The 25,616-nt window shown below is 54.9% G+C and carries 22 protein-coding genes, 1 rRNA gene and 1 pseudogene (1 of these 24 running past the window's edge); 5 read left to right on the top strand and 19 right to left on the bottom strand.

Translation table 11 applies throughout. The features are described from left to right. Window positions 1–31: 31 nt before the first annotated feature. The 14 genes from RHM59_RS08870 to RHM59_RS08805 form a co-directional block, all read right to left on the bottom strand. On the bottom strand, window positions 32–1,441 hold the full coding sequence (locus RHM59_RS08870) for an undecaprenyl-phosphate glucose phosphotransferase (RefSeq protein ID WP_322183760.1): 1,410 nt from the start codon (window positions 1,439–1,441) through the stop codon (window positions 32–34). 13 nt (window positions 1,442–1,454) lie between these two features. Then, complete coding sequence (locus RHM59_RS08865) at window positions 1,455–2,693, bottom strand: glycosyltransferase family 4 protein (RefSeq protein WP_322286425.1); 1,239 nt, start codon at window positions 2,691–2,693, stop codon at window positions 1,455–1,457. 98 nt (window positions 2,694–2,791) lie between these two features. Continuing rightward, the gene (locus RHM59_RS08860) at window positions 2,792–3,934 is read right to left on the bottom strand and encodes a glycosyltransferase family 1 protein (protein ID WP_322165242.1); all 1,143 of its coding nucleotides are present in this window, start codon (window positions 3,932–3,934) and stop codon (window positions 2,792–2,794) included. 73 nt (window positions 3,935–4,007) lie between these two features. Beyond that, on the bottom strand, window positions 4,008–5,270 hold the full coding sequence (locus RHM59_RS08855; protein ID WP_322165241.1) for a cellulase family glycosylhydrolase: 1,263 nt from the start codon (window positions 5,268–5,270) through the stop codon (window positions 4,008–4,010). Between the two features lie 173 nt (window positions 5,271–5,443). Next, on the bottom strand, window positions 5,444–6,682 hold the full coding sequence (locus RHM59_RS08850; protein ID WP_322286424.1) for a glycosyltransferase family 4 protein: 1,239 nt from the start codon (window positions 6,680–6,682) through the stop codon (window positions 5,444–5,446). Then, window positions 6,679–7,680: a glycosyltransferase gene (locus tag RHM59_RS08845; protein ID WP_322286423.1), complete on the bottom strand. Its 1,002-nt coding sequence runs from the start codon at window positions 7,678–7,680 to the stop codon at window positions 6,679–6,681. Before RHM59_RS08845 ends, RHM59_RS08850 begins: the two co-directional genes overlap by 4 nt. Before the next feature lie 151 nt (window positions 7,681–7,831). Further along, on the bottom strand, window positions 7,832–8,347 hold the full coding sequence (gene rfaH / locus RHM59_RS08840) for a transcription/translation regulatory transformer protein RfaH (protein WP_322286422.1): 516 nt from the start codon (window positions 8,345–8,347) through the stop codon (window positions 7,832–7,834). 43 nt (window positions 8,348–8,390) lie between these two features. Then, the gene (locus RHM59_RS08835) at window positions 8,391–9,143 is read right to left on the bottom strand and encodes a WbqC family protein (protein WP_322286421.1); all 753 of its coding nucleotides are present in this window, start codon (window positions 9,141–9,143) and stop codon (window positions 8,391–8,393) included. Window positions 9,144–9,174: 31 nt separating this feature from the next. Beyond that, the gene (locus tag RHM59_RS08830) at window positions 9,175–11,391 is read right to left on the bottom strand and encodes a polysaccharide biosynthesis tyrosine autokinase (protein WP_322165236.1); all 2,217 of its coding nucleotides are present in this window, start codon (window positions 11,389–11,391) and stop codon (window positions 9,175–9,177) included. 8 nt (window positions 11,392–11,399) lie between these two features. Continuing rightward, a complete protein-coding gene (locus RHM59_RS08825; protein WP_322165235.1) occupies window positions 11,400–11,843 on the bottom strand; it encodes a low molecular weight protein-tyrosine-phosphatase in 444 nt (147 codons plus the stop codon). Beyond that, on the bottom strand, window positions 11,833–12,786 hold the full coding sequence (locus RHM59_RS08820; protein WP_322165234.1) for a glycosyltransferase family 2 protein: 954 nt from the start codon (window positions 12,784–12,786) through the stop codon (window positions 11,833–11,835). The genes RHM59_RS08825 and RHM59_RS08820 overlap by 11 nt, the downstream gene beginning before the upstream one ends. Before the next feature lie 3 nt (window positions 12,787–12,789). After that, window positions 12,790–14,304 (bottom strand): lipopolysaccharide biosynthesis protein, encoded by a 1,515-nt coding sequence (locus RHM59_RS08815; protein ID WP_322165233.1) that lies wholly within the window; start codon window positions 14,302–14,304, stop codon window positions 12,790–12,792. A gap of 5 nt (window positions 14,305–14,309) precedes the next feature. Next, on the bottom strand, window positions 14,310–15,431 hold the full coding sequence (locus RHM59_RS08810; RefSeq protein WP_322165232.1) for a DegT/DnrJ/EryC1/StrS family aminotransferase: 1,122 nt from the start codon (window positions 15,429–15,431) through the stop codon (window positions 14,310–14,312). A 52-nt stretch (window positions 15,432–15,483) separates the two neighbouring features. Beyond that, window positions 15,484–16,269 carry a hypothetical protein gene (locus RHM59_RS08805; protein WP_322165231.1) on the bottom strand — a complete coding sequence of 262 codons (786 nt, stop codon included), beginning with the start codon at window positions 16,267–16,269 and terminating at the stop codon, window positions 15,484–15,486. A 947-nt stretch (window positions 16,270–17,216) separates the two neighbouring features. On the opposite strand from RHM59_RS08805, the gene RHM59_RS08800 reads away from it, so the two are divergent. Both RHM59_RS08800 and RHM59_RS08795 read left to right on the top strand, forming a co-directional pair. After that, window positions 17,217–18,383, top strand: coding sequence for a cysteine desulfurase family protein (locus tag RHM59_RS08800; RefSeq protein ID WP_322286420.1), 1,167 nt, complete (start codon window positions 17,217–17,219; stop codon window positions 18,381–18,383). A gap of 57 nt (window positions 18,384–18,440) precedes the next feature. Continuing rightward, window positions 18,441–20,249, top strand: coding sequence for an aminopeptidase P family protein (locus RHM59_RS08795; RefSeq protein ID WP_322165229.1), 1,809 nt, complete (start codon window positions 18,441–18,443; stop codon window positions 20,247–20,249). A 48-nt stretch (window positions 20,250–20,297) separates the two neighbouring features. On the opposite strand, the gene RHM59_RS08790 is transcribed toward RHM59_RS08795, so the two are convergent. Next, entirely contained in the window at window positions 20,298–21,167 is an 870-nt protein-coding gene (locus RHM59_RS08790; protein WP_322286419.1) for a LysR family transcriptional regulator, read from the bottom strand. 87 nt (window positions 21,168–21,254) lie between these two features. Between RHM59_RS08790 and RHM59_RS08785 the strand changes: the two are divergent. Next, window positions 21,255–21,551 (top strand): annotated as a pseudogene (locus RHM59_RS08785) (zinc-binding dehydrogenase); the annotation flags it as partial. A 1-nt stretch (window position 21,552) separates the two neighbouring features. Here RHM59_RS08785 and RHM59_RS08780 read toward each other — a convergent pair. Next, complete coding sequence (locus tag RHM59_RS08780; protein ID WP_322165227.1) at window positions 21,553–22,143, bottom strand: 2-hydroxychromene-2-carboxylate isomerase; 591 nt, start codon at window positions 22,141–22,143, stop codon at window positions 21,553–21,555. Window positions 22,144–22,190: 47 nt separating this feature from the next. Continuing rightward, window positions 22,191–22,931 (bottom strand): SDR family oxidoreductase, encoded by a 741-nt coding sequence (locus RHM59_RS08775; protein ID WP_322165226.1) that lies wholly within the window; start codon window positions 22,929–22,931, stop codon window positions 22,191–22,193. A gap of 90 nt (window positions 22,932–23,021) precedes the next feature. On the opposite strand from RHM59_RS08775, the gene RHM59_RS08770 reads away from it, so the two are divergent. Further along, window positions 23,022–23,594, top strand: coding sequence for a TetR/AcrR family transcriptional regulator (locus RHM59_RS08770; protein WP_322165225.1), 573 nt, complete (start codon window positions 23,022–23,024; stop codon window positions 23,592–23,594). Window positions 23,595–23,597: 3 nt separating this feature from the next. Here RHM59_RS08770 and RHM59_RS08765 read toward each other — a convergent pair whose 3' ends face one another. Further along, the gene (locus RHM59_RS08765) at window positions 23,598–23,876 is read right to left on the bottom strand and encodes a hypothetical protein (RefSeq protein ID WP_322165224.1); all 279 of its coding nucleotides are present in this window, start codon (window positions 23,874–23,876) and stop codon (window positions 23,598–23,600) included. Window positions 23,877–24,057: 181 nt separating this feature from the next. Continuing rightward, window positions 24,058–24,945 (bottom strand): threonine/homoserine exporter RhtA, encoded by an 888-nt coding sequence (rhtA, locus tag RHM59_RS08760; protein ID WP_322286418.1) that lies wholly within the window; start codon window positions 24,943–24,945, stop codon window positions 24,058–24,060. 643 nt (window positions 24,946–25,588) lie between these two features. Here rhtA and RHM59_RS08755 point away from each other — a divergent pair. Beyond that, window positions 25,589–25,616: ribosomal RNA gene (locus tag RHM59_RS08755) — 16S ribosomal RNA — on the top strand (it continues 1,511 nt past the right edge of the window).

Here is a 25,616-nt window from a genome sequence, read left to right as displayed (position 1 = left end):
ATCGAGCCGAGTGCGTGGAGAGATGAGTTAGTTAAAAAGCGTTCTTGTTAAGAAAGCCTTTGAACAGAGTCAGCAGGATGATTTTCATGTCCAGCCAAACTGACCAATGCTCGATGTATTCCAAGTCGAATTCGACGCGTTTTTGCATCTTGTCCAGCGTGTCGGTTTCTCCACGCCAGCCATTGATCTGCGCCCATCCAGTGATCCCTGGTTTTACTTTGTGCCGCAGCATGTAGCCGCTGACTTGCGTACGGTATTGCTCGTTGTGCGCCACCGCATGAGGGCGTGGTCCGACGATCGACATGTCGCCGCGCAGTACGTTGAAAAACTGCGGCAACTCGTCTAGCGAGGTGCGCCGCAGAAAGGCCCCTAGCGGGGTAATTCGTGCATCGTTGCGGGTGGCTTGGCGAATGACATCGCCGTTTTCCTGCACGGTCATGCTGCGAAATTTGTAGACCATGATCGCTCGACCATCGAGCCCGTAGCGGCGCTGCTGAAACAGCACTGGGCCATGGGAGGTGCATTTGATCGCAATGGATATCAGCAGCAACGGCAACGCGATCATCACTAGAATCAGACTGGATAACACCACATCTTCGAAACGTTTAACCACACTCCAGGCGCCGTCCATGGGTGAGTCGAAAATGCTGATGCTCGTCAGGCCGTTAATGCTTTCACTGCGCGCATGCAGCAGCTCGAACATGAACATATCGGGGATCAAGTACACCGAGGCGGTGGTATCACTCAAGCGTTTGACCAGCTCGCGCAAACCCTCTCCCTCAAAGGCGGAGGTGACGTAGATCTTGTCGATGTGGCCGTTACGGGCTTCGTCGATCAACTGCTCAAGATTGCCTCGAACGGGGACGCGTCGGCCAATGGCCACAAGGTCCATTTGCTGAGGGTGTTCGTCATAGAAGCCAAGCAGATTCAGACCCATCCAGGGGGCGGCGATGATCGACATGGCCAAGCGCTCGCCACATTGGCCGGTGCCGACGATCGCCACACGTCGAGTGTTAAAGCCCCGGCGCCGCAAACCTTGCAGCACACTGCGAATCAACAAGCGATAACCACACAGCAGCACCAGCACTAAGGCATACCAGGCCATTTGGCTATTATCGGGCGGGCGGGCGTGGTGCAACATCAGGTAGTCCACGCACAGTAAGATCACAAATGTCACGGCCCAATAATTGAAGACCTTGATCAGTTCGCGAAGGATGCGTTCGCCGCGCCAAGACCCGTACAGTTGGTGATAGTCGCTAAGCCAGTGGAATACCAGCACCGACAGCATGATCAGCAACCAGAGTTCGGCATCCGTTGGCTTGCCTTCAAGTCGGTTGACCCAATAACCGCACAGCACGATGACGGTTAGATCTAGCAAACGATGGGCCACGGACAGCAGCGACTGATGCGCGTGGAGAATGCCGCGAAAAGGAGTGCTCATGGCCAGTTCTCGTTCAAACAGATTTGATTGGAACGACCCGCGCACTGTGCTCGGAAAGGATCACCATCGGGGAAGGTACCGGGGCACTAACAGGGGCACTAACAGGGGCGCTCAGAGGGCGCCGGTGTGCGGTGCGAGCGACCTCCAGTCGTGAGTCGACGAAGGTTTTGATTTCTTGCTCGAAACGTTCTGCGGAAAAACGTTCGGCGTTAAGACGGCAGGCCAAGGCACTGATGCGTGGCTTGGCGTTCTCAAACTCGGCAACCGCCGCCTTCAGCGCTTCGGCGGTCTGTTCGTAGTAAAAGACCCCCGTTGGTACGGGTTGGTCCAAGCCATGGATGGTTTCCAATACGCCACCCTTGGCAAAGGCAATCACCGGTGTACCGCACGCCTGGGCTTCCACGGGGCTGATGCCGAAATCTTCCTCGGCGGCGAACACAAACGCTTTGGCGTTGCGCATGTGTTCAAGCAGCGAGGCGAAGGATTGATAACCGAGTAAGGTGACGTTTGGCGCCTGAATAGCCTGGCATTTTTCCATTTCAGGACCTTCGCCGATAACGATCAGGTGTTTGTCCGGCATGGCCGCAAAGGCTTCGATGATCATTGGGATGCGCTTGTAGGGCACCATCCGCGAGGCCGTCAGGTAAAACTCTTGCTTGGTTTCTTGCAGGGTGAAGCCTTCGGTGTCGACCGGCGGATAAATGACCCTGGATTCGCGGCGATAGGCTTTGGCGATCCGTCCGCCAATGAAGTGCGAATTGGCGATGAAGTCATCCACGCCCGCCGCAGTACGCTGATCCCACATACGAATGTAATGCAGGATCATTCGCGCGACCCGGCTCTTGAAGCCGCGATGCAAGCCCGCTTCCTGCAAATATTGGTGTTGCAAATCCCAAGCGTAGCGAATCGGGGAATGCACATAGCTGATGTGCACCTGATCCGGCCCGCTAAGCACCCCTTTGGCCACGGCGTGGCTGCTGGAAATGATCAGGTCATACCCGGACAGGTCCAGCTGCTCGATAGCAAGGGGCATCAGCGGCAAATATTTTTGATAGCGGGTTTTGGCTTTCGGCAGATTCTGGATAAACGTGGTCTTGGCTTTCTTGCCACCCAAATGGGCACGGTCCTGGTCGCTGAGAAAGTCGATCACCGAAAACAGATCGGCTTCAGGCCAGACCTTTATCAAGGCGGCGAGCACGCGCTCAGCGCCAGCGTAAGTCACGAGCCAGTCATGGACGATAGCAATTTTCATGGCGTTCCTTTCTGTAAGTACATGCCGTCGATCGGAGGCGGGCGTGGCGCGTCCTGGCATGACGGTTGTTAGGCAGTTACCGGGAAGGGTGGCCGGGCTCAGGGTTTACCCGAGGACGACTCAGCCGGGAATTTCTCCCCGACCACGTCCTGAGCGGCAAGCGGCTTGGTCTTTGCCTGCCGGGCCTCGTCTATTAGCGTGTCGATGCGCTGGGACACCCGCTGTGCAGACTCCTCCCAAGAAAACCGGCCCACGTTATTCAAACCGCGACGGCGCAACGACTGGCGTAACGGTAAGTCGGTCAATATCCGTTCCATTGCAGCGGCAATATGCTCGACGTCCAGGGGGTCGAAATACAGCGCACTGGCTTGCAACACCTCGGGAATCGAGGCTGCGTTGGCGGCGATTACGGGGCAACCACAGGCTTGCGCTTCCAAGGGTGGAATACCAAACCCTTCATACAGCGAGGGAAATATGAAGGCTGTCGCACCTTGATACTGGGCGATCAGCTCGGCATCGCTGAGCCGGCCCAAAAAGCGGATGCGCGGATCGCTGCAAGCCAACCGCTGAAGGCTGGGATCAGAAAATATCTCGCTGGCAGCGCCGACAATGTGCAGCTGCAACGCACCGTGATCACGCAAAGTTAGAAACGCTTCGATCATGCGTTTGAAGTTCTTGTGTGCGCTGGGTGAAGACACGGCCAACAGATAGTCGTGTTTGTTGCCAAGCGGTGGCCCCGGTTGAAACGCGTCGCTGACAGCATTGGGTACAACGAAAATCTTGTTTTCGGGGTAGTTATAAAACTGCGATATCTCGCCTTTTGAAAAACTGCTGACAGTCAACAATGCCTTGATGCGAGACAGCAGAATCGGGGTCATGACCCGATACAACGTGCGGAACGTCCGGGTGTAGCTTTCGGGATGACGCACGTACGTGATGTCGTGATGGGTGGCGATCTGGTTGCTATAGAACAACGGTGCGGTGCTGCACAACGAGACCAACAAGGGATTGCCCTGGCGCCGAAGGTAGAGTGGCAGATCCAGTTGTTCCCACAGGTGGCCACTGTTGCGGCCGATACACTGGACGTCCAGCGCCCTGGCACTCTCGTGCATCTTGATGCCGTGGGGGGCGACGAACACCAGGTCATTGCGGATCTGCTTGAGCGCTAGACACGTCTGCTCAGCGAATCGTTGTACCCCGCGCAATTCCTGGGTAAGAAAGCGAGCATTGATCACAATCATCGGAGGCGACCTGAGGAAAATTAAAGCGGTTATCCAAGGGCTTCGCACGCCTTGGTCGCAGGGTTAAAACCCGTTATTGAGCAAAAAGCGGCGGACGTGTCCCCAAGCTGATTATTTTTGGAAATTCATTGATCGGGATCTCGGCCGAGCACCGGCTGTCGTCACATTTCCAAGGGCTTCCACTGTCGACGCGGCCTTTTTCCGGCTCGGCAGTGTCAATCAACTGCACATTGCCGTGCTGAAGACTGCTGGCCTCAACGTGTGCCATTTGACCTCCTGAGATACTCCACGCGACCAGTATTTGCTCTGAGCCTTTGGAGAAGCGCAGCAGGTAATGGGTGTCGGTTTCTCGGCTTTTTTCGGCTTCGTAATGGAACTCGCGCACGGTCGGGCTGATGGCTTTAAGTGTCTGGTAGGCCGGTTTCGGTCGCAGGTTTTGCTCCAGCAGGCCGAAGTTTTGCTTTATTTCGTTGCGGTCGGTGCCTTCGTTGATGAGGTCGTACCACCACATGCCTTTGATGTCGGGCAGCGTGCGCCCAAGGAAGAAGCTGCGCGCCAGATAAGCCGCCTGGGTGCGTTCATCAACGCCGCATTTACCGTTGTTACTGGGCCAACCCATTTCGGTGAGGTACAACGGCACCGGTTTATTGGCGATGGACTTGAGGTTCGCATCGACATCGCGCAGCCACGCGATCCAGTGTTCAGGGGTATGACGTTCAGCGTTGCGGCAATACACCGAGGGGTGCAGCGATAAGCCGTCTACTTTTGACAGCACGTCGGCTTCGATCAGGCGGTCAGCAAATCCCATGTCAATGCCCTTGCTGGTTACGGCACCGGCTAGGATCTTCACCTGCTTATTTTGGGAACGGATGCGTTGCGCGGTTTCGGTCACCAAGACCGCGTAGTCGGTGGACAACGCTGCATCACCCGATTTTTCGCCGTCCCATTCGTTCCATATCTCGTAATACCCGGCGCTATTGCCCAGCCTGTGGCTCACAAACTTTGCGTAATTGGTGAAAGCGCGTCTGATTTGCGGATCGCGAGGTTTCGAGTTGTCGTCATAAGAGGGGTTGCCGTAACCCAGCACCAACAGCGGACTGATACGGCGTGCTTTGGTTTCACTCAAATAGTTCAGCCAGACCGAATCAATATGTAACTGGCCCCGCCTGGGCTCGACGGTGGACCACAAAGCATCGTCACGCACTGAGGTAATTCCAGCATCAGCGATCAGTTGCATGACCTGGGTCAGTGAGCCCTTTTTATTCAATAGCTGAGTGCTGACACCGATGATGAACGGCTCGTCGGCCATGGCCGAGAAGCTTAAAAACACGCCCATCAAAAAAAATATCAGGCGCGGGCGGGACCTGGTCCGGTTCAGAGTGAACATTATTCGTCTCATAAAGAGGCCGCAGGCCAGAGCTTTGCTCGTGGTCGTGGGCCGAGCAAGGACGCGCAATAAGTGCGGAATCAGTTGAAGCGGTTACGCCGCGGTGCGCCCATCAACCTTGCTCATACCGGATGCGACACGGGATGATCCCTGCGTCGCAAGATTTTCCCCTGGAGTGTCTCGGTGAAAATGCGTTGGTAGTGGTCGAGCATCAACTCCTCGTCGAGCAGTGAAGCGACACTGCTGCGTGCTTGGGTGCTGAGACGGGCCAGTAACTCGGGTTGCTCGTGCAAACTCAACATCGCGTGGCCCAGCGAGTCTGGGTCATCGGGACTGCAGAGCAAACCGTTGACCTGGTCCTGAATGATTTCGGGTAAGCCGCCCATTCGTCCGGCGATTACCGGCAGTGAGTGGGCGCAGGCCTCGACGGCAACCATGCCGAAGGGCTCGCTCCAGATCGACGGCACGACCGCTACATCCACCTGGCTGTAAAACGTTTCCGGTTTCTGATAACCGACAAAACTGATGTTCGGTGATGTCACCAACCCCTTGAGCAGCGTTTCGTCATTGAGCTGGCCGCGACCGGCAATCTGTAGGGTGGCGTCGAACGGAAGTTTTTGAAATTGCTCAATCAACCAACGAACACCCTTGGCTTCAGACAGCGTGCCCATGTAGCCAAATCGCAGTGGTTTCAGGGCGTCCACATCATGCGCGGCCACTTCCGGGGGCGGCGGGAATGGACTGCTGTTATGCACGACGTGGGCCTGCGCGCCTTTGAAGTAGCCTTGACCCTGAAGTGTTTCGAGCATGAAGCGGCTAACCCCAATTACGCTGTCGACCTGCGCAGAGCGTGTGTCATAGCCTTTGCGGAACTGTTTGCAGCTGGCGCATAGCTGCTGACAACATTTGCCATTCTTGAACATCGTGCTGCTAGGGCAGAGCAAGTACATATCGTGCAGCACTTGGACAATCGGAATGCCCGCCGCTGTGATTTCATCCCAAGCGGATACAGACCAACCGCTGAGGTTATGGCAGACGACAATGTCTGGGCGTTCTACGCGGATCACTTCGCGCACGTATTCGCGCATGGCGCCGTTATAGCGGTCGCGGATATGCCAACCGATTCGGCTCAGGCGTCCGGGACGCTGGGCGGTGTAATGCCAATAGAAGTTGCGCAGCCCGGCGCGGTAGACCTTGACTCGGTTCAGGCAATCGCTAGTCAGTCCAGTTTCGGGCCCCGTGGCCAGCACCACCACGTTACAACCGCGCTTGGTCAAACCTTCGGCCGTACGCTGCAGAATGATCTCGGCACCGCCGCCGATGTGAGGGGGGTAGAGGCTGTTGATGAACAGTATTTTCATAATGGGTAGGACTGGTGAAGACCCAAAACGCCCGACTCTCCGTCATGGATCGCTTTTTCGATTAGGTTCAGCCGCTGCTCCGCACCCCGGCGTTTGGCGATCAGGCGCAACAAGCGGAAAAATACCCAGCGATTGAGGCTGTAAATCCAAGACGAGGACGCCCAAATGTTCTTGTCGAACCAGGCTTGGTTACGGGCGCCGTAATAGGCGCGCAAGTCGGAGCCGCCAAGCAAGAAACTTTCATAAATGTTGTTGGATTTGGCTTTGATGTTCCACGACTCTTCCAAGTCATCGAGCAATGCATCAGGCACCAGGAAAATACGCCCGCCCCCGGCAGTAATGCGCCAGGTGTATTCGCTGTCATCGGCGTACAACAGCAGCGCATCCAATGGCAGGCCAATGCGTTGATACAAGCTGCGGTGGGCGAGAAGACCGCCATAGGTTGCAAAGGGTAATTGAACCATCGGCTGCTGATTGCGTTTCGCCTTGGGGTGGCCCCACGGCAAGCGACGCCAGATTTTGTACGGCAGTTGAGCAATGTGGAAACCGAAGAAACTTGAGCGGCGCTGGATGGCGAAGCGCTTGGGTACACCTGCCGCAATATCGGCCTGATGAGTAGGGCGGAAACCCAGCACAGCGGCTTTATCCCGACCATCAATCCGCTCGCGTTTGTACAGGCAATGGTGCAGCGTGGCGATTGCATTGACGGTGGGCGCATTGTCATCGTCCATCAGCCAGATGTATTCGGCACCTGCATCTATCGCGGCTTGAATACCTACGGAATAGCCTTTGGCCGAGCCGGTATTTTGTTGCAGATAAATCACTTCAACCTGCCCAGGCCAAGCACGTGTCAAAGACTCCAGCGGTGCAACCGACGCATTGCTGACGATGATCACCCGTTCGATTTGTGAACTTGCCAACGAACGGCTGACCAGGGTTTGCAGGTAGGGCAGTCGGTCACCGTACGTCAGCGTCACCAGCGTAGTTTTATGAGTCATCGTGCACTTCCAGGCAATTTAGAAAGGTAGAGATGTCGCGCCGTACACCCACTCACAAGAGCCTGTAGGAGCCATTTGTTGGCGAACAATCCCCCATGCAATGTCAGGCAGGTTGCTTCGCGAACAGGTTCGCCCCTACTGGGTCGTGAGCTCAGGCTCTGGCTTCCATCCGCGCGAGGCTGCTAATTGGCAGCGTGACCTTTTGTTCGCGTTGCAGCAGGTTGAGCAAGATAACGGCGCGTTCTTCGCCATCGGCGGCGAGGAAAATAGCTTCGAGGTCGCAAAAACTGCCGGTCTTGATCAGAACGTGTTCGCCCTGCTGAAATTCAACCCTGGGTTCGGGCAACAGCAGCCGTTGGCGAATTTGCTGGATCAAGTCGTCGTGAACGGGCACTGGGTGTGAGCCGAAGGTGACGATGCGCGCTACGCCTCGGGTTGAACGGATCGGATACCAGTTGTCATTGACCTGATCCATGCGAATGAACAGGTAGCCCGGAAACAACTCCTCTTCGCTGGCGGCACGAGGGGTGCGTTTTTTCGGCGCACCCGCTTTCAGTGGCCGATAGCACTCAAACTGCTGACGCTGCAGGTGTTCTTGCGCGCGGGCTTCCTGACGGGGTTTGGTTTGTATCAAGTACCAGCGCGCAGGATTTTCCATGTGAGTCATAGGTACGCTCCATTGCAATCCGAGTGTGACTGGGTGAACACGATCAGCCCGTAGCTTTCATCCGTTCAGCGGGCTCCCGCTGTGCGCCGCCAAAGACCGAGTAGCAACTCAATAGCTCTTGCACATGCTCGACACAATTGAACATCAGCACATCAATGATCGACAGATTGCCCACAAAGGGCCCTTTGTATTGGCGGTACTCAATCGAGTCCATCTTGAAGAACTGCAGACAAACGCCGTTTTGAGCGAAATATTCAGGGTCGTACAGCTCGATGCCGCCAATAGGATTCAGATAGCGTTCGCAGGAAAAAGTTTGCACGATTCGCAGCACCCGGTCCTGTTTGTCAGTGGGCGTGCCGATCTGTAAGTCGGAGCCGCGCAGAATGGGCGTATCGATGTGTAAATAGGTGCATATTTCCCTGATCGAATGTTCGATGTAGAGCGCCAGATTCTTCACCGGAAACTGGAGTAACCGTTCCAGTAGCGGCATAACCTGGGCGAAGTAGGGGGCCTTGGCGTAGCTTTGCGTGATCACGTTGATCAAGCGGCTCACTTCGTCGTCAAAGGTGTCACCCAGCTGTCGTTGATTGATCGGCATGTCAAACCGGTCACGTTTGAGTGGAAACGTAATCAACTTGGCCTCGCCATTATTAAGAATGCGATTGCGATTGACCCATCCTGAACGGATGTACTGCAAGTCGTCGCCCAAGACGAACACATCGGCGGCGGCTATCAGCTGAAAGTAGCCCAAATAAGGGAACAGGTACGGCTGCATCATAGCGATTGTCCGGACCATACTTATCTCCGAGTGGATAGTTGTAAGTCCGTCACTTTCGCGTCGGACTGTAGTTGTAGCCGTACGCTGCGCAGTCATACGAAGCCGTCGAAGCCTTGCGCAGTACACCGTTGAAAATAGCCCCTTTGATGACTACGCCGTTTTGGCCCAGCCGGCGTTTAGAGGCTTCGATTTCCTTGACCGAGGTCAGGCCAAAGCGGGTTACCAACAGAGTGGTGCCGGCCTGACGTCCGACCAATGTGGCGTCAGTGACCGCGAGGATCGGCGGTGTATCGACGATCACCAGGTCATACAGCGGAGCGAGGTCGGCGAGCAGTTTGTTGAAGTTGTCATGCATCAGCAGCTCAGATGGATTCGGCGCAGCAAAGCCGCAGGAGATCAGATCCAGGTGTGGCACTTCAGTGGCGTTGATCACTTCTTTGCTGGTCAGGCGCGCAGCCAGCGTGTCGGACAACCCGTGCTTTGGTTGTAAGCCGAATATTTTATGCAGGTAGCCTTTGCGCATATCGGCATCAATCAGCAATACCCGTTTACCGGTCTGGGCGATGATCACCGCCAAGTTGCTCGATACAAACGACTTGCCTGATGCCGGTGTCGGACTGGAAATCATCAGCACGTTGTTGCGCGCTTCAAGCATGGCGAAATGCAGGCTGGTACGCAGGCTGCGCAGTGACTCGACGGCCAGTTCGGTGGGCTCGGAAACGCTGAGCAGCTTCGACTCTTTGTCGGCGGTGCGGTTTTGGTTGTTCTTTTCCAAGCGCTCTTGTTGGCGCGAATAAGGCAGCGATGCGTACACCGGCATACCCAGGTTTTCGATGATTTCCGGGTTGTCGACACCACGGTAGAACGCCTGGCGTAGAAACACCACGATCACGGCGACCAGCGCTCCGAGCAGGGTCGCGAGCACCACGATCAGCTTGCGCATGGGCTTGGCAGGCTCTTCAACGTTGGCATCAGCGTTATCGATGATGCGCACGTTACCGATGCTGCCGGCGCGAAGGATGTCTTGTTCCTGGCTCTTGTTCAGCAACAGGGTGTAGGTCTGCGTAGTGACTTGCATGTCACGCGTCAGGCGCAGCAATTCCTGCTGCGTAACCGGCAAGGCCTGAATTTTTTTCAGCAAGGTTTGCTTCTGTGTTTCAAGCTGACCCATCTGCGTCATTAGCGCCCGATAGGTCGGGTGTTCCGGGGTGTACAGCCGTTCAATCTCGACACGCTTTAGTTTCAATTCGGACAACATGGAATCTAGATTGACTACTTGATCAAGCACTGACTTGGTTTCGATGCTCAGGTCCACCGATTTGGCGCTGGCCTGAAATGCGTTCAAGGCTTGTTCCGACTGCTCTAACTGTTTGCGGACCAGCGGCAATTGCGAGCGCAAAAACTCCAGACGCTGAGCAGCTTCCGCCGAGCTGCGTTCGACGTTTTGCCGAACATACAGGTGGCTGACTTCATCAAGAATGGTCTTGGCCTGAATCGGGTCCGGGTCTTGGATCGACAGGTAGATAATGCCAGAGTCTTTACCGGCCTCGGTGATGTTCAAACGTGATTGGTAATCCAGCGCGCTGATCAGCGTGCGTTCCTTGATCAGGGTGAATTCTGTGCCTGGGCGTGCCTTGAGCGTGGCCACCTGTATTTTTACGCCATTGCCTTCGACGGTCTGATTGGTTTGACCGTTAAGCAACACCCCGCCGTCTTTATCAAATAACGAGAACGCATCGGCGCCATTGGCCACCAAGGTTAACTTCTGACCAAGCAAGGCGTCTGGGACGTCGAGTTGAAAGACGTTAATTTGTTCGCCGCCCCAGGCGTAGTTGCGCAGACCGAGTACCGGGTCTGCCACTGCGCCAGGCGTGTCCGGTTTGAACGTACGGGCCATGTAGGCGCCGAACACCGGGAAATAGTTAGGCCGTTGAATGATGTTGAGCTTGAGGTCCTCGACCACTTTGCCCAGCACCGCACGTGATTTGATCAGTTCGATTTCAGTGGTGGCCTGAGACACGGACAACGGCTTGCTGTTGACCTCGGGGGTACCTTCGATGCCAACTTTTTTCGGCTCGATCTGGATCATCGCGTTGCCCTGATAGATCGGTGTCGCCAATAAGGCATACGCCAAGCCAACCAGTAGAAATACGCTGACGATCGACGCAATCAGGCCCTTGTGGTCAAACAGGGTACGCAAGACGGTGGCCAAATCGATCTTGGTGTCTTGGTAAAGGTCCAATGCAGGGCGGTTCATGACGGTCATTTATCGGGTTACTCCGACTGTAGATAAGGAAGCCAGTCATCGACACAACGCGACAGGTGCTCGAAGGTCTGTTCAAAGGCTAGTTTCGGGCGCCGGTACGGGTCGGCTATTTCCAGTTCGTGTTGCCATTTGCCAATCAGAAACGTCTTGCCCCGCACTTCAGGGGCCAGTTTCAGGATGTTTTGCACTTGCTCGTTTTCCATCAACAGAATCAGTTCGGCGTCATGCAGCATCTGTCGATCCACCTGCCGGGCCCGATGCTTGTGCGCCGTAATGTCATGGGTTTTCAGAACTTCCCGTGCCAAGGGGTCCATTGGTGAGGCGAGCATCGCGTGAATGCCTGCTGATGAAACTTGAACATCGGTGGACATGAGGCGCTGACGAAACATCGCTTCAGCCATCGGACTGCGGCAGATGTTGCCGACGCAAATAACCAGCAAATTATTGAACATGACCTTTCTTGACCGACAGCATGAGCCGCTTGCTGAGATTGACGCTGAAGTTACGGGCCACCAACAGCAGCGCCTGTAACTTGTGCAGCGGCGAAATAGCCGAGATCGACAGGCTGAACACTTGCACCAGGAAGTACTCGTACATCGCCTGATTGCCGATACGGTTGTAGTAGTTGGCCAAACTGGAACAGGTCTGTAGGCTCATGTGCAATTTCCGTTTGTGCGAGCGCATGGAGAAGACGCCACCAGGGTGTACGCGATACATGGCCGGTTTTATTTCGCCGAGAAACTTGCCCTTGCCATGGGCGCCGAGCAGTGACCACCAACACAGGTCATTGAGCGGCGCCAGCCAGAGTTCCGGTGGTAATTCGTGCAAGACGTTACGAAAGCAGGTAGTGAGTGTCGAGACTGGCCTGGCACGTTGCAATTCGACGGCACTAGCATCGGCGCGCAGATTGCCCAACAACTGAATACCGCGCTCGTCTTCGTCGTCGAACGACATAGCGTCGTGATACGTCAGCACGTAATCGGGATGGTTCTCAAGGAAGTCCACCTGAATCTGCAGCTTGCGGGTGTCAGTCCAGTAATCATCGCCTTCGCAGAAAGCGATGTACTTTCCTCGTGCTTCTTTGAACAGCGCAGGCGTGCACAGATTGCCTTGAGAGTATTGGTTCACCTGGTGATAAAACGGCCGGATGATCGTCGGATACCGAGCGACATACTGTTCGACGATTTGCGTGGTGCCATCTGTCGACGCGTCATCGTTGACCAGGATTTCGATCGGGAAATTGGTCTTCTGTGCGAGGAAACTCTCCAGCGTTTGAGCAATAAATCCGGCTTGGTTGTAAGTGGGACAAACAATGCTCAGCAGCGGCACAACGGGCGGCTGGTCAGAAGGCGTTTTCGGCAGTTTAGAGGCTTCGTTGTGCACAGTGGCATCCATGGCTTATGTACTCGGTTTGCTTAACAGGACATAAAGTTTTGCGGCTAACGGTTTGTGACTCATGGCCACCAACATCAACGTAATGAAACCGCTGACAGCGAGGCCCAGGAAGGTGGTGATACGGTCTTGACCGGCGATCATGCGGAACAGCGGTTCGCTGACGGCGATGCCAACGGCGGTCATTAGGGTGATGCGCACGATGTCGTGCACCCAAGGACCGTGAATTGCGGGGGCCAAGCGGTTGTGAACAATTGACGGCCAAATGACGAAAGACACCAGACGTAGGCCGAACCACGCCAGGGCGGCGCCATATGCACCCTGGTAATGGACCGCCAGAAACATCACTGGCACGGTGACGATTGCCGATACCACGCTGTACCAAACATGCAAGGTGAGCTTGGCGTGGGCGTACTGTAAGTAGAACTGAAACGAACTGGCGGCCATGATTGCGCTGCCCAGTGCGTACCAGAGCAATATTGAGCGGCTCCAATGAGCGGCGACCTGATCACCGGTCCAGGCAAAAATCAGCGGCTCGGCATGGAAGCCGATCACCGCGGCCAATGGAAACAGCAGGGTGCAAACGAAGCGGCTGGCGCCGAGAAACAACGCGTGCATGTCGTCCTCGCGACCTTCGGCCATCAACACCGTCAAGCGCGGCAGCAAGGTTTGCGCCAGCGGGTTGGCCAGCATCAGAATGCCGGTGGTAATCAGCGCGACCAGCGAGAAATAACCGTATTCCTTGAGCAGGAGCATTTCGGACAGCAGCACCTTGTCCATTTGTGTCAGCACGATCCACAGCACGGTGGTCAGCGACATGCTGGCGGCAAATGGAATAATCGGTTTGACCAGTGACCAGTTAAAGCCGCTGAACAGATGCGGGGCGGGCAACTGCTGGTAGGCCCGGGCGCCGAAAATTAACGCTTCAACCAGCCCCACCGCAACTTGAAATTCGAAAAAATCTCGAGGGTCCTGTGACAACATGCTCACCAGCAGCAAGCCGCCAAAATAGCGCAGGGTGGCAATAATCACGTTAGCGATGTTCAACCACGCGTGTTGTTCCAGGCCTTGGATGCCGCTTTTATAAAGCGTGGCATACAAGCGCAGCGCAATGATCACGCCCATCATGCTGATGCAACTGACAAGGGTTTCCTGATCCAGGGTCTGTGCGTTCAGCCACTGCGCTGCGACCCACGGGCTGGCCGCATAAATCACCAAGGTGCAGACCGCAGCCATGGGCAAAAACATGATTTCAAATGAGCGCAGCAAATGACCGGCACTTCGTTCTTGATTCGCCAGGCCTTGTTGGTGGGCGACTGCACGCACAAGGCTGGGCGATAAACCCGCGTCGAGCAACTGCAACCACGCTTGCATCACCGAGAAAAATCCGATCAGGCCGTAGGCTTCAGCCCCGAGATGGCCGAGGTAAAAAGGCATGATCAGAATACCCACCAACAACGCATACGCCTGTCCGGCGTAGCTCAACATGGTGTTTCTGATGACGGAGAGTTTTCTCGGCATGGCGCTTAAATAACCTGAGCGAGGACGGAGTCGTCATAGCTGACGCGGCCCCGGGTGCATTCTGTAATCAAGGTGTCGATCACCTTGTCCTGGTCTTCCTGCGCCAACCCTGGGTAGATCGGCAGGCAAAGCACGCGTTGAGCCAACGCCCGGGATGTGCTCTGGGCGGCTTGCGGTTGTAAATAATCGAGGGTGTCCAGAGACGGATAGAAGTAACGCCGAGGGTTGATGCCTTTGTCGTTGAGCGCCCCGCGCACGCGCAGTAATTGTTGTTCGCCGGTCAAACCAACAGGGAAGTAGCTATGGTTGAGTTCGCTATAGGGTTCGGGCTGCTGCAAGTCCAGGTAGTCGCCTAAGCGCGATTGGTAGCGGTGGGCAATTTCAGCGCGCTTTTCAAGAATATTTTCCAGGTCATCAAGAATGCACAGGCCCATCGCCGCCGAGAATTCATTCATCTTGGCGTTGATGCCGATGCCTTCGATGGTGTCGACGCCGGCAATTCCGAAATTGCACAGCAAGTACACTTTTCGGGCCAGTTCGTCATCGTTAGTGATGATCGCGCCGCCTTCTATGGTGTGGAACAGTTTGGTGGCGTGGAAACTCAAGGTGCTGATGTCGCCCCAGTTGAGTACTGACTTCCCCGCATGGCGGACCGCAAACGCATGAGCGCCGTCATAAACCACTTTGAGTTTGTGTTTTAGGGCGATCTGTTCAATGCGTTCGACCGCGCACGGGTTTCCGAATACGTGGGTGCCAACAATGGCCGTTGTGTCCGACACAATTCGGCTTTCAATATGTTCGGGGGAGATATTCCAAGTGCCGTCGTCGATGTCGGCGAAGATCGGTCGAATGCCTTCCCACTGCAATGAACTGCTGGTAGCGACAAAGCTAAAAGGCGTCGTGACCGCGCTGCCGGTCAAACCCAGCGCGCGATAAGCAACTTGCAGCGCCAACGTCCCGTTATTGGTCAGCAGAACGTGCTTTACGCCCAAGTAGTCCTTAAGCCGTTGTTCAAGCTCAGTCACCAGCGGCCCGTGATTGGTCAACCAGCCGCGTGCATAAATGCCGTCCACGTATGTTTTGAATTTGTTTATATCGCCCAGATAGGTCTTGGTCACATTGATCATCGAAGCCTCCGTGTCTGACGTTGAATACTCATTTCCCCACTTGAAAGCTCTTTTAACTGGGCGTTGATTGAGTGGGTGGGCTTCCGGTTTTTTCGCTCACCAGGCGAGCGCGGCGCTGATTGAATTTAAGAATCAACCGGGTAGCCAAACTGCCGGTGTGCGGATCACCGAAATGAAAGATTGCGGTCGCGCGTTTCAGGTTCGGACTGACAGGGCGGTTGGCATGCAACGACCGATAGCCCCAGAAAAAATAGATATTGCCCGGTTCAAGTTGCAACGTTTCAGCTTTGAACCAACCGCGATCCAGCGCCATACAAATTAACTTTCGACTGAAACGATTTTGCAGTAAGGCTTTTTCAATCACGTTAAACAGCACCAACGAACGCACCCGGCGCACGTTTGGAAACACAATCAAATCTCCGCGCTCTTCGCCGTGCTCGGGAATAAAAATCGGGACCAGTGCGGTCACCAGACTGGCGTCGAAATGGAAGCTGTTTGATTCGCGTCGCCCTTGGTTTCCTTGTACGCAGCGCAGCACCGGGAAAATTTGGTCACTGGGTGCTTGCTTGCCTGCGGCCTGCCGGTACAAGCGGGCCAGAAGTGCTTTGAACCCTGGGTCGGCCCAGATGTTGACCAGGAGACTGTCGGCCAATGCCTGCTCGCCGTGGTAGGCAAAATATTCGCCAGGGTGCTGACTGGCGTGAAGCTCTGTGTAGGCGCGCAATTGCGCGAGCTCGGCTTCGCCCACGACGCCGTTCAGGGTGGCAAACCCGTTGTTATCGATCTCATTGGCCAGCTGTTTTACGTGCTGTTCATCAATGGCAAAAGATAAAGGCATCGCATAGGACTCTTGTGGAAAGTGATGAATCAAGGTGTCGTCAGGTACAGGGGCAATTATTGCGATTGAGTCATTGGCAAAGTGGAAAGTGCAGTGATGCAATCGCAACCGTCTCACCACGCTACCGCCCGAATCAGTTGATCCAGTCGTTCATGGTTTGCGAAGTACAGCTGTTTGGAGTTCTTACGCGCTCGTTCAAACACTCGGCAACGCATCAATGAACAGGCAAAGCTACCGCTTGACCGAGCATGCTCAGTTGAATTTTTATGATTCAAACAATCAACGGGACCCCACAGGCGCTGGAAAATCGCACCTTCCCGCTAGTTAAAGTCTTGTGGGCAGAACTACAAGTGGTGTTGACCAGACGTGACGTGCGCACTGCTCTTTGGCACTGCTGCATTAGCAATGAATCGTCTGACAGGCATATATATCGATGGCGCGGTGCGTCCTGTCAAATTATTTCGTCAAATAACTGTTAAATTTTTGATAAACGGTTTGTTAGCATTTGTAACTCATTGATTTTGTTGACCGTCAAAAAAACATCGTGTGCACCGTCACGGTGCGGCGACGGTTTTTAGACGCCTTAAACAAACAGCATGGAGGGAAAAGTTCAGTAGTAAGTTTGATGTTTTGGCGGGAGGTGCGCGTACGAGTGTAGTTGGTTTTTATTAAAGAAGTTAATGTGCGAATGGGTGTAACAAGTGGTCCGCACTATTTAATTGAGTGTGTTTATCACGAAAAGCACGTTATGAATTTTCGACGTGGTTTTACTCCACGGGACTGGGCGGGAGTAGACATGGGTTCGCGAAAGGCAGTCTATGCGTTTTAGTAATATACAAATGCTAATTAATAATTTTTAGATCTATGCAGGCTCAGGCATTATCGACGCTTCGGCTTCACGCAAACGCCTTTGCTTTCTGAGGTGTGCGCCTCAGAGAAAATAGTCTATGAAAAATCTTCCGCTGTATTTCGACTACGCCGCTACCACGCCTGTGGACGAGCAGGTCATTGAGGTCATGGTCCGGTGCTTGGGGGCTTCCGGGAATTTCGGAAACCCGGCATCCAGTTCTCATGCGTACGGCCAATCGGCGCGGCAATCGGTGGAGCAGGCTCGGCAACACGTGGCTGACCTTGTTGGCGCACAGGCCAGCCAGATCATTTGGACCTCTGGCGCTACTGAATCGAACAATTTGGCGCTTAAGGGCTTCGCTCAAGGTACAGCGCGGCACGGCGGCCACATTATTACCAGTCAAATTGAACACAAGGCTATTCTCGATACCGCGCGACAATTGCAGGCTGCCGGGTATGAGGTGACTTACCTGACGCCGGATGCGAGCGGTGTCATCTCCCCAGCCGCCGTGGCTGCTGCACTGAGACCTGACACTTTTCTGGTGTCTCTAATGTTGGTCAATAATGAACTTGGCAGCGTTAACGACGTTGCTGGGATCGGCGCCCTGGTTCGTCAGCAGGGCGCGCTGTTTCATGTCGATGCGGCTCAAGGCGCAGGTAAGGTCAGGATTAATCTGGGAGAGTTGGCGGTGGACCTGATGTCGTTCTCTGCCCATAAAGTCTATGGCCCCAAAGGTATTGGTGCCCTTTATGTAGGTCCTCGCGCAGAAGGCCAATTACACGCACAAATTCACGGCGGCGGGCATGAGAATGGCTTGCGCTCGGGCACACTGGCGACCCATCAAATCGCAGGCATGGGCGCGGCTTTCAAGTTGGCAGAGCAGGTGTTCGATCAAGAAATTTCCCGGATCGCCGCGCTGCAGCAACGCTTGCGTCAGCTCCTGATCGACATTCCGGGTTTGCGCATTAATGGCAGTCAGCTCCAACGTGTGCCTCACACCCTGAGCTTAACGTTCGGCCAAGGCGACCTTGATCTAGGCGGGTTGAGTCAATCCTTGGCCTTTTCTTCAACGTCGGCCTGCAATTCAGCAAGCAACACGCCCTCGCATGTGTTGCTTGCGATAGGTCTTGATGACTCGTCGGCGCGTCAGACCATTCGGTTGAGCATTGGGCGCTTTACCACTGATCAGGATGTTGACCGTGCTGCGCAGCTGATAAAAGCTTCGTTGAGCCAGCCTGCGTTCTGGGCAGTTGCTCAGGCGTGAGTGCTGCTCCATTATCTGGACCGGGACACGCCACTAACCGGTCTAGCGGGAGAAGCAATGAGTACGCAGTTAACAACCAATGGAGTGGTCACAGAACGTTTGGCGCAGGTTCGCGCGTTGATGAGTCGGGAGCGTATTGACGCTTATCTGGTGCCGTCCGCAGACCCGCATCTTTCTGAATACCTGCCGGGCTATTGGCAGGGGCGGCAATGGCTTTCAGGTTTTCACGGTTCGGTGGGTACCTTGATCGTGACCCCGGATTTCGCCGGTTTGTGGGTCGACAGTCGTTACTGGGAACAGGCCGGTAAAGAGCTGGCAGGCAGCGGCATTGAGTTGATGAAATTGCTGCCGGGCCAGCCGACAGCGTTGGATTGGTTGGCGGAAAACGCCAACGATCAAAGCACTGTTGCAGTGGACGGCGCGGTATTAGCCGTGGCGTCGTCCCGTACGTTGGCCGCCAAGTTGTACGAGCGCGGCGCCAGCTTACGCACGGACTTCGATTTGCTCAGTGAAGTGTGGCTCGATCGGCCCGGCTTACCGACCAATGCTATTTATCAACACCTGCCGCCTCAGGCCAGCGTAAGCCGAGCTGAAAAGCTGACGAAAGTCCGTCAGGTGCTGCAAGAGCGCGGTGCAGATTGGCATTTTATTGCAACGCTGGATGACATCGCTTGGCTGTTCAATCTGCGGGGTGCAGATGTTTCCTACAATCCAGTGTTCGTTTCCTTCGCGTTGATCGGCCCGCAGCGCATCAACCTGTTTGTTGATTCCGCCAAAATGGATGCTGATCTTCGCCAGACGCTGGAAGGCGAGGGCGTTACATTGGTCGAGTACACCAAGGTCGCTTCGGCCCTGCGTGAGGTTCCGCTTGAGGCTCGATTGTTGATCGATCCGGCGCGTGTCACCTGCGGCCTGCTTGATCACCTCAGCGCCGAGGTCACACTGATCGAAGGGCTCAACCCAACCACTTTGTTCAAGTCGCAAAAGAGCCACACCGACGCCCAACATATTCGCCAGGCGATGGAACAGGACGGCGCCGCGCTTTGTGAGTTTTTTGCTTGGCTGGAGTCGGCGCTTGGTCATGAACCTGTCAGCGAATTATCGGTCGACCTTCATCTGGGTCAGGCGCGAGCGCGTCGTCCCGGCTACGTTTCGGCGAGCTTTGCCACTATTGCCGGGTTCAACGGCAACGGCGCAATGCCGCATTACCGCGCCACCGAGCAAGAGCATGCGCAAATAGAAGGTGATGGCTTGTTGTTGATCGACTCAGGCGGCCAGTACCTGGGCGGCACGACTGACATAACGCGCATGGTGCCCATTGGCACCCCGAGCGCCGAGCAGAAGCGAGATTGCACCCGTGTTCTTAAAGGAGTAATCGCGTTGTCGCGGGCTCATTTCCCCCGGGGGATTGCATCACCGTTGCTGGACGCCATCGCACGAGCGCCGATCTGGGCAGAGGGTGTCGATTACGGCCACGGCACTGGCCATGGCGTTGGGTATTTCCTCAACGTTCATGAAGGTCCGCAGGTGATTGCGTACCAGGTACCGGCCGCTCCGCACACGGCGATGCAGCCAGGAATGATCACGTCGATCGAGCCAGGTACTTATCGTCCAGGACGTTGGGGCGTGCGGATCGAGAACCTGGTGTTAAACCGCGAAGCGGGGAAAACCGAGTTTGGCGAATTTCTCAAGTTTGAGACCTTGACCCTGTGCCCGATTGACACTCGTTGCCTGGAAGTATCGTTATTGGCTCAGGAGGAGCGCGATTGGCTCAACGACTACCACGCTCAGGTGAATGAGCGTCTGAGCCCTTTGTTACAAGGGCCGGGACTTGAGTGGCTACGCGTACGTACTGTCGCGATTTGATGGTCGTCATGACGTCGCAGGTTTGAACCTGCGGCGTCAGGCCAAGACTTACGCCATGTAATCCACTAACGCTCTTACACGGGCTGATTGCCGACGGTTTGCCGGCGACAGGGCGTAGATCGGCAACGGATCAGGGAGGTAGTCCTGCAAAATTGCCACCGCTCGGCCCGCGAGCAAGTCGTCTTGAAACAGCCAAGTCGGCGACAGCGAAATCCCCAATCCGGCCAAGACCATTTCCCTGATGGCTTCCGAGCTGTTGCTTTGCGCGTTTCCTTTAACTCGAACCGAATGCGTTTGTTGACCTTTTTCGTAGCGCCATTGATTTTGCGTTGCGAGCAGGTTGAACAGCAGGCAATTGTGTTGACTTAACACCTCAGGCGTTTCGGGCGTGCCATTGCGAGCAAGGTAATCGGGGGCCGCGACGGTGATCCGGTGTGTGGTGCCCACTTGCCGGGCGATCAGGCCACTGTCGCTGAGGTCGCCCATTCGAAACGTGACGTCCAATCCTTCGGCCACCAAGTCCTGGTTTTGATCGCTGAGTTGCAAATCTATCTGCACGTCAGGATAACGCCGCAGAAAGTCCCCTAGGCGTGACGCAATCTGTGTGCGCCCAAAACTCACAGACGACCCGACTCTTAGCGCACCAGCCACCGTCTCACGTCCGGTTTGAAAGCTGTGCTCAGCGGCATCCACTGCGGCCAGGATCCCACAGCACTGATCGTAATAACGCTTGCCTTCATCGGTCAGAGACAACCGGCGTGTACTGCGTGCGATCAATTTGCCGCCCAGGCCGATTTCCAGCGCCCGGATGAATTTGCTAATAGTGGGTTGGGTGGTCTGCAGCTCTTTGGCGACCGCCGTAAAACTTCCGCGCTCAACCACACGAACGAAGACCGACATTGCATTGAGCTTGTCCATTTTTTTGGTTCATGCTGTTTTGGAATGTTTACTATAGCGTTGTAGCGTCTTATCGGCATGAATCGACGGCGGCAGAATTTCCCTACCGCTGCCAGGGCCTCCGGTGGGCACGTTGTCAGTTGCCTCGGTTGGGGCACGCATAGCTTGGCGCCATTGTCGCTTCGGGCTGCAACCTACTCAGGCGTGTTCACCTTGTTACCTTTGTTGACAGGCAAAGGGCGCCGCCATCATGGCGATATCCTGCGAGAGGCGACGCGGTTAATCGAGGCCGGTCAAATAAAACCTCTGCTGGATGATCGGCGTTTCACGCTGGACACCGCACAGGACGCCTATGACCTTATTGAAGGCGGCACTGCGCGGGGTCGCCTGGTGATCGACGTTTAGGTCAGCTCAAGGCTTCGCGAACGAAATCCAACCGGTCTTGACCAAAGAACAAGTCATCACCGACACACATGCTGGGCGCACCGAATACGCCGCGCTGCAGTGCCAGGTCTGTCGTGACTTTGAGCCGTTCCTTGACCTCAGGATCGTTGACCCAGCCAAAGACCAAGTCTGGATCAAAGCCGTTTTCTTTTAAAACACTGGCAACCACCGCCGTGTCATTGAGGTTAAGCCCGTCAATCCACAGTGCAGTGAATAGGCAGTCAATGAACGCCAGAAAACGTTCAGGCTGGTGCAACTGCATGCCGGCCGCTGCGCGCATCAGGTTGAGCGTGTTGATTGGAAAATGCGGATTGAAGCGTAGCGGCACGTCGTAGCGCTTGGCGAATCGGTCCATGTCTTTAAGCATGTACTGAGCCTTGGCGGGAACGGTAAGGGGCGAAGCGTTACTGGTTGCCTTGAACACGCCGCCCAGCAGCATGGGCCGATAAATTAGATCGCTGCCGGTCTCTGCACAGATTTTTTTAAGTTGGGTGTAGGCCAGGTAACTGGTGGGACTGCCCACATCGAAGAAGAAATCTACCGTTTTGTTCATTGTCGATATCCCTGTTTGTTGTTGTTTTTGTTTTTGGTGTGGGCGCGTTACCAGTGTTCACTCCAGGGCCGCAAATCCAGTTCAAAGGTCCAGGCGTCGCGTGGCTGGCTGTGTAAGAACCAATAGTTATCGGCGATGTGCTCTGGGTTCAGGATGCCATCCTCGTCTTTAAGTGCGTAGCGATCTGGGAAATTAGTGCGTATGAAATCGGTGTCGATGGCGCCGTCCACTACCACATGGGCCACATGCACATTGAGCGGTCCCAATTCACGCGCCATGCTTTGCGCCAAGGCACGAATGCCGTGTTTCGCCCCGGCAAATGCAGCGAATCCCGCCGCACCTCGCAAGCCTGCTGTAGCTCCGGTGAAGAGAATGGTTCCCCGCTGGCGCTTCACCATGCGTTTGGCGACTTCGCGTCCATTCAAAAAACCCGAGAAACAAGCCATTTCCCAGATCTTGAAATACTTGCGCGCCGTTTCTTCAAGGATGCTGCAAGGCACGTTGGCGCCAATGTTAAAGACAAATGCCTCAATTGGACCGATCTCAGTTTCGATCTGTTCGACCAACGCGATGACGTCTTCTTCTTTGCGAGCGTCCGACGCAAAACCATAGGCTTGGCCGCCTTCGGCATTAATGGCGTCTACCAATGGCTGGAGTTTGTCCGCGCTGCGCCGCGTCACGCAGGTGATGTAGCCTTCGCGCGCAAATCGTTTGGCGATTGCACCCCCCGTTGCGTCACCTGCGCCGACTACCAGTATGACTTTCTTCTTGTTCGAATCATCTGTCATGGTTGTTCCTCTTGGATAAACGATCGTTTACCTAACGAACGTTATGCTACGCTTTTGCCTGCGTCAAGGCGGTCACCTATCGGAGGTCATGTGCGTTATTCAGTCGTTCATAAAGAACAAACCCGGCAAAAGCTGCTGCAAAGCAGCGGCGAGCTGGCGAAAGAGCAAGGCTTCGCGGCAGTTGGTATTGATGGTTTTATGAGTGCGATAGGTTTGAGCGGTGGGGCGTTCTATGGTCATTTTTCGTCAAAAGACGAATTGTTCAGCGCCATTGTTGAAAGAGAGCTGGGTAATAGCTTGCGATTGTTGAATCCCGACGGTGAGCTGGACCGGCCGAAACTGGAACGCTGTCTGAAGCAGTACCTGAACATGGCTCACGTCTTGAACCCCCAAAAGGGCTGTGTCCTTCCGGTGTTGGGAGCGGAAATCGCCAGAGCGGATGTGGCTGTGCGTGAAAAAGCCGAGTACTGGCTTTCCCGGTTACAGCAAGCGTGGGCGCTTACGATGGGTTGTGAGCGCCTCGCATGGGCGGTATTGGCGCAATGTATTGGGGCGTTGGTAGTGGCTCGAATGTTATCGAGCCCAGCTCTTCAACAAGAAGTTCTCGACGCCAGCTACGATTTGCTCGTGGGGCAAATTGAAGCTCAAGAAGCTGGCGAGTGACCGCTATTTGCAAAATACAATCATGCTACGGCTGGTAAAGCCTGCTGGATTGAGACCGAACGGATAATCTCCCGGATCTTCCATCGCGTCACCGGATTTGGCGATGACCCTGTAACCATTGACACCGCATGTGGTGGCCGCCATCTCATAGCACTTGTCCCAGGAGGAGGTCAGGCCAGAGCAGTTGATATGTATTCCACGCTTGCTGTGTCTGATGTGTTTACTTGTCGCTGCACAACTGACGAGCGCCAGCGCCGCCAGAATTATCAAAATGTATTTCATTACTGTCCTTACTCTGGCGAACTGATTAATGCCAGTGCCCAGCTGAATTCGCCTGTCAACATGATGCGGCTGTGACGTCCTGGTCAAGTGAGATTCCCCGTGGGGTCTGCGCCGCAGGCTCAACATGGCTCAACCGGAATACAAATGCTAGTAACATCTTCTTGCAGCCAACCAACTAGCCTCAGTCTGCTGGCACGAGTATTGGCGATTTAGAGCGCATCGTCAGTGTCGCGCCTACAGAAGCGAAGATGATCGAGCCAACTGCCAGCCATTGGGTCAGTGTCAGGTTCTCATGCAAGAAAATCAGGCCGGACAGCGCGCCTAAGGCCGGCTCGATGCTCGCCAACGTACCGAACGTGCGAGCAGGCAAGCGGGTCAGCGCCATCATTTCTAGGCTGTAAGGCAGTGCCGTGGACAAGATTGCTACGCCGAGTGCGGTAGGAATCAGTGCCGGATTAAGTAAGGCAGAGCCTGCGTGAACGATTCCGATGGGGGCAATGAATATCGCCGCTATCAAAACGCCTAACGCCGCTGTCTGAATCCCGTTGTCCGCCCCCGCTTTCTGGCCGAACACTATATACAGAGCCCAGCAAACCCCAGCGCCTAGCGCATAACCCATCCCAATGAGGTCGATATTCCCACTGCCTGCGCCCATTGGTACCAGTAGGAGCAAGCCGAGGGTGGCCAAGACGATCCACACAAAGTCGATGGCTTTGCGTGATGAGAACAGCGCGACGGTTAGCGGTCCGGTGAATTCCAAGGCGACGGCGATACCCAGAGGTACGGTGCGCAGTGACATATAGAAGAGGAAATTCATACCGCCCAAGGCGATTCCATAAACGACAACGGTTCGTAGCGATTTGGCCGTAAGCTGCGCGCGCCACGGTCGCAGGATTAATAACAGCATCACACTGGCGAACGTTAGCCTCAACGTGGTGGTGCCTTGTGCGCCCACCAAGGGGAAGAGGGTCTTGGCCAGTGACGCGCCGGTTTGAATCGAAGCCATGGCGATGAGGAGCATGCTCACCGGGAATACTATCGAGGCGAGGTTGCGGGGTTGCTCATTCATTGCGGTTGATCGTCCACGGTCATCTTGAGAAGGGTGCCTGAGGCAGGCCATATGATGCGGAATTCACCCGACTTGAGCAATATATTGCTCAAATGAGTTTTGCCATCCTATATAGGAGATGATTTACAGTTCATTTGTGCAAAGTTTGGATTAACTCTTGACGTAACTTTTCCTGGGCCTATAATTCGCACCTCTTCCGGAGCAGATGAAACGGAAACTCCTTGGTAATCAATGAGTTAGCCAGATTTTTCAGCGAGGAAGAGGCTTCGATCGCGGTGATCGGAAGCGGTGAAAAAAGGCAGTTGACAGCGAGTTGAAACGCTGTAGAATTCGCCTCCCGCTGACGAGAGACGCGAAGTTGATCGAAGCGCAAGTGGTTGAAGTTGCAAAGGAAACTTTGAAACGTGTTTGAAATAACCGCTTGACAGTAACAGGCGCTGCTGTAGAATGCGCGCCTCGGTTGAGACGAAAGAATCAACCCACCGCTCTTTAACAATTGAATCAAGCAATTCGTGTGGGTGCTTGTGCCGTAAGACTGAAGTCAACTGATTATCAGCAGTCACCAGTTACTCCGCGAGAAATCAAAGAATAACCAACGATTGCTGAGCTAAATTTAGGGTTTTTTAAAAACCCAAAGATGTTTGAACTGAAGAGTTTGATCATGGCTCAGA

The organism is Pseudomonas sp. MH10 (assembly GCF_034353045.1).
Lineage (GTDB): Bacteria > Pseudomonadota > Gammaproteobacteria > Pseudomonadales > Pseudomonadaceae > Aquipseudomonas.
Note: the sequence above shows the minus strand (reverse complement) of the source record. Positions and strands in the feature narration are given on the sequence as shown.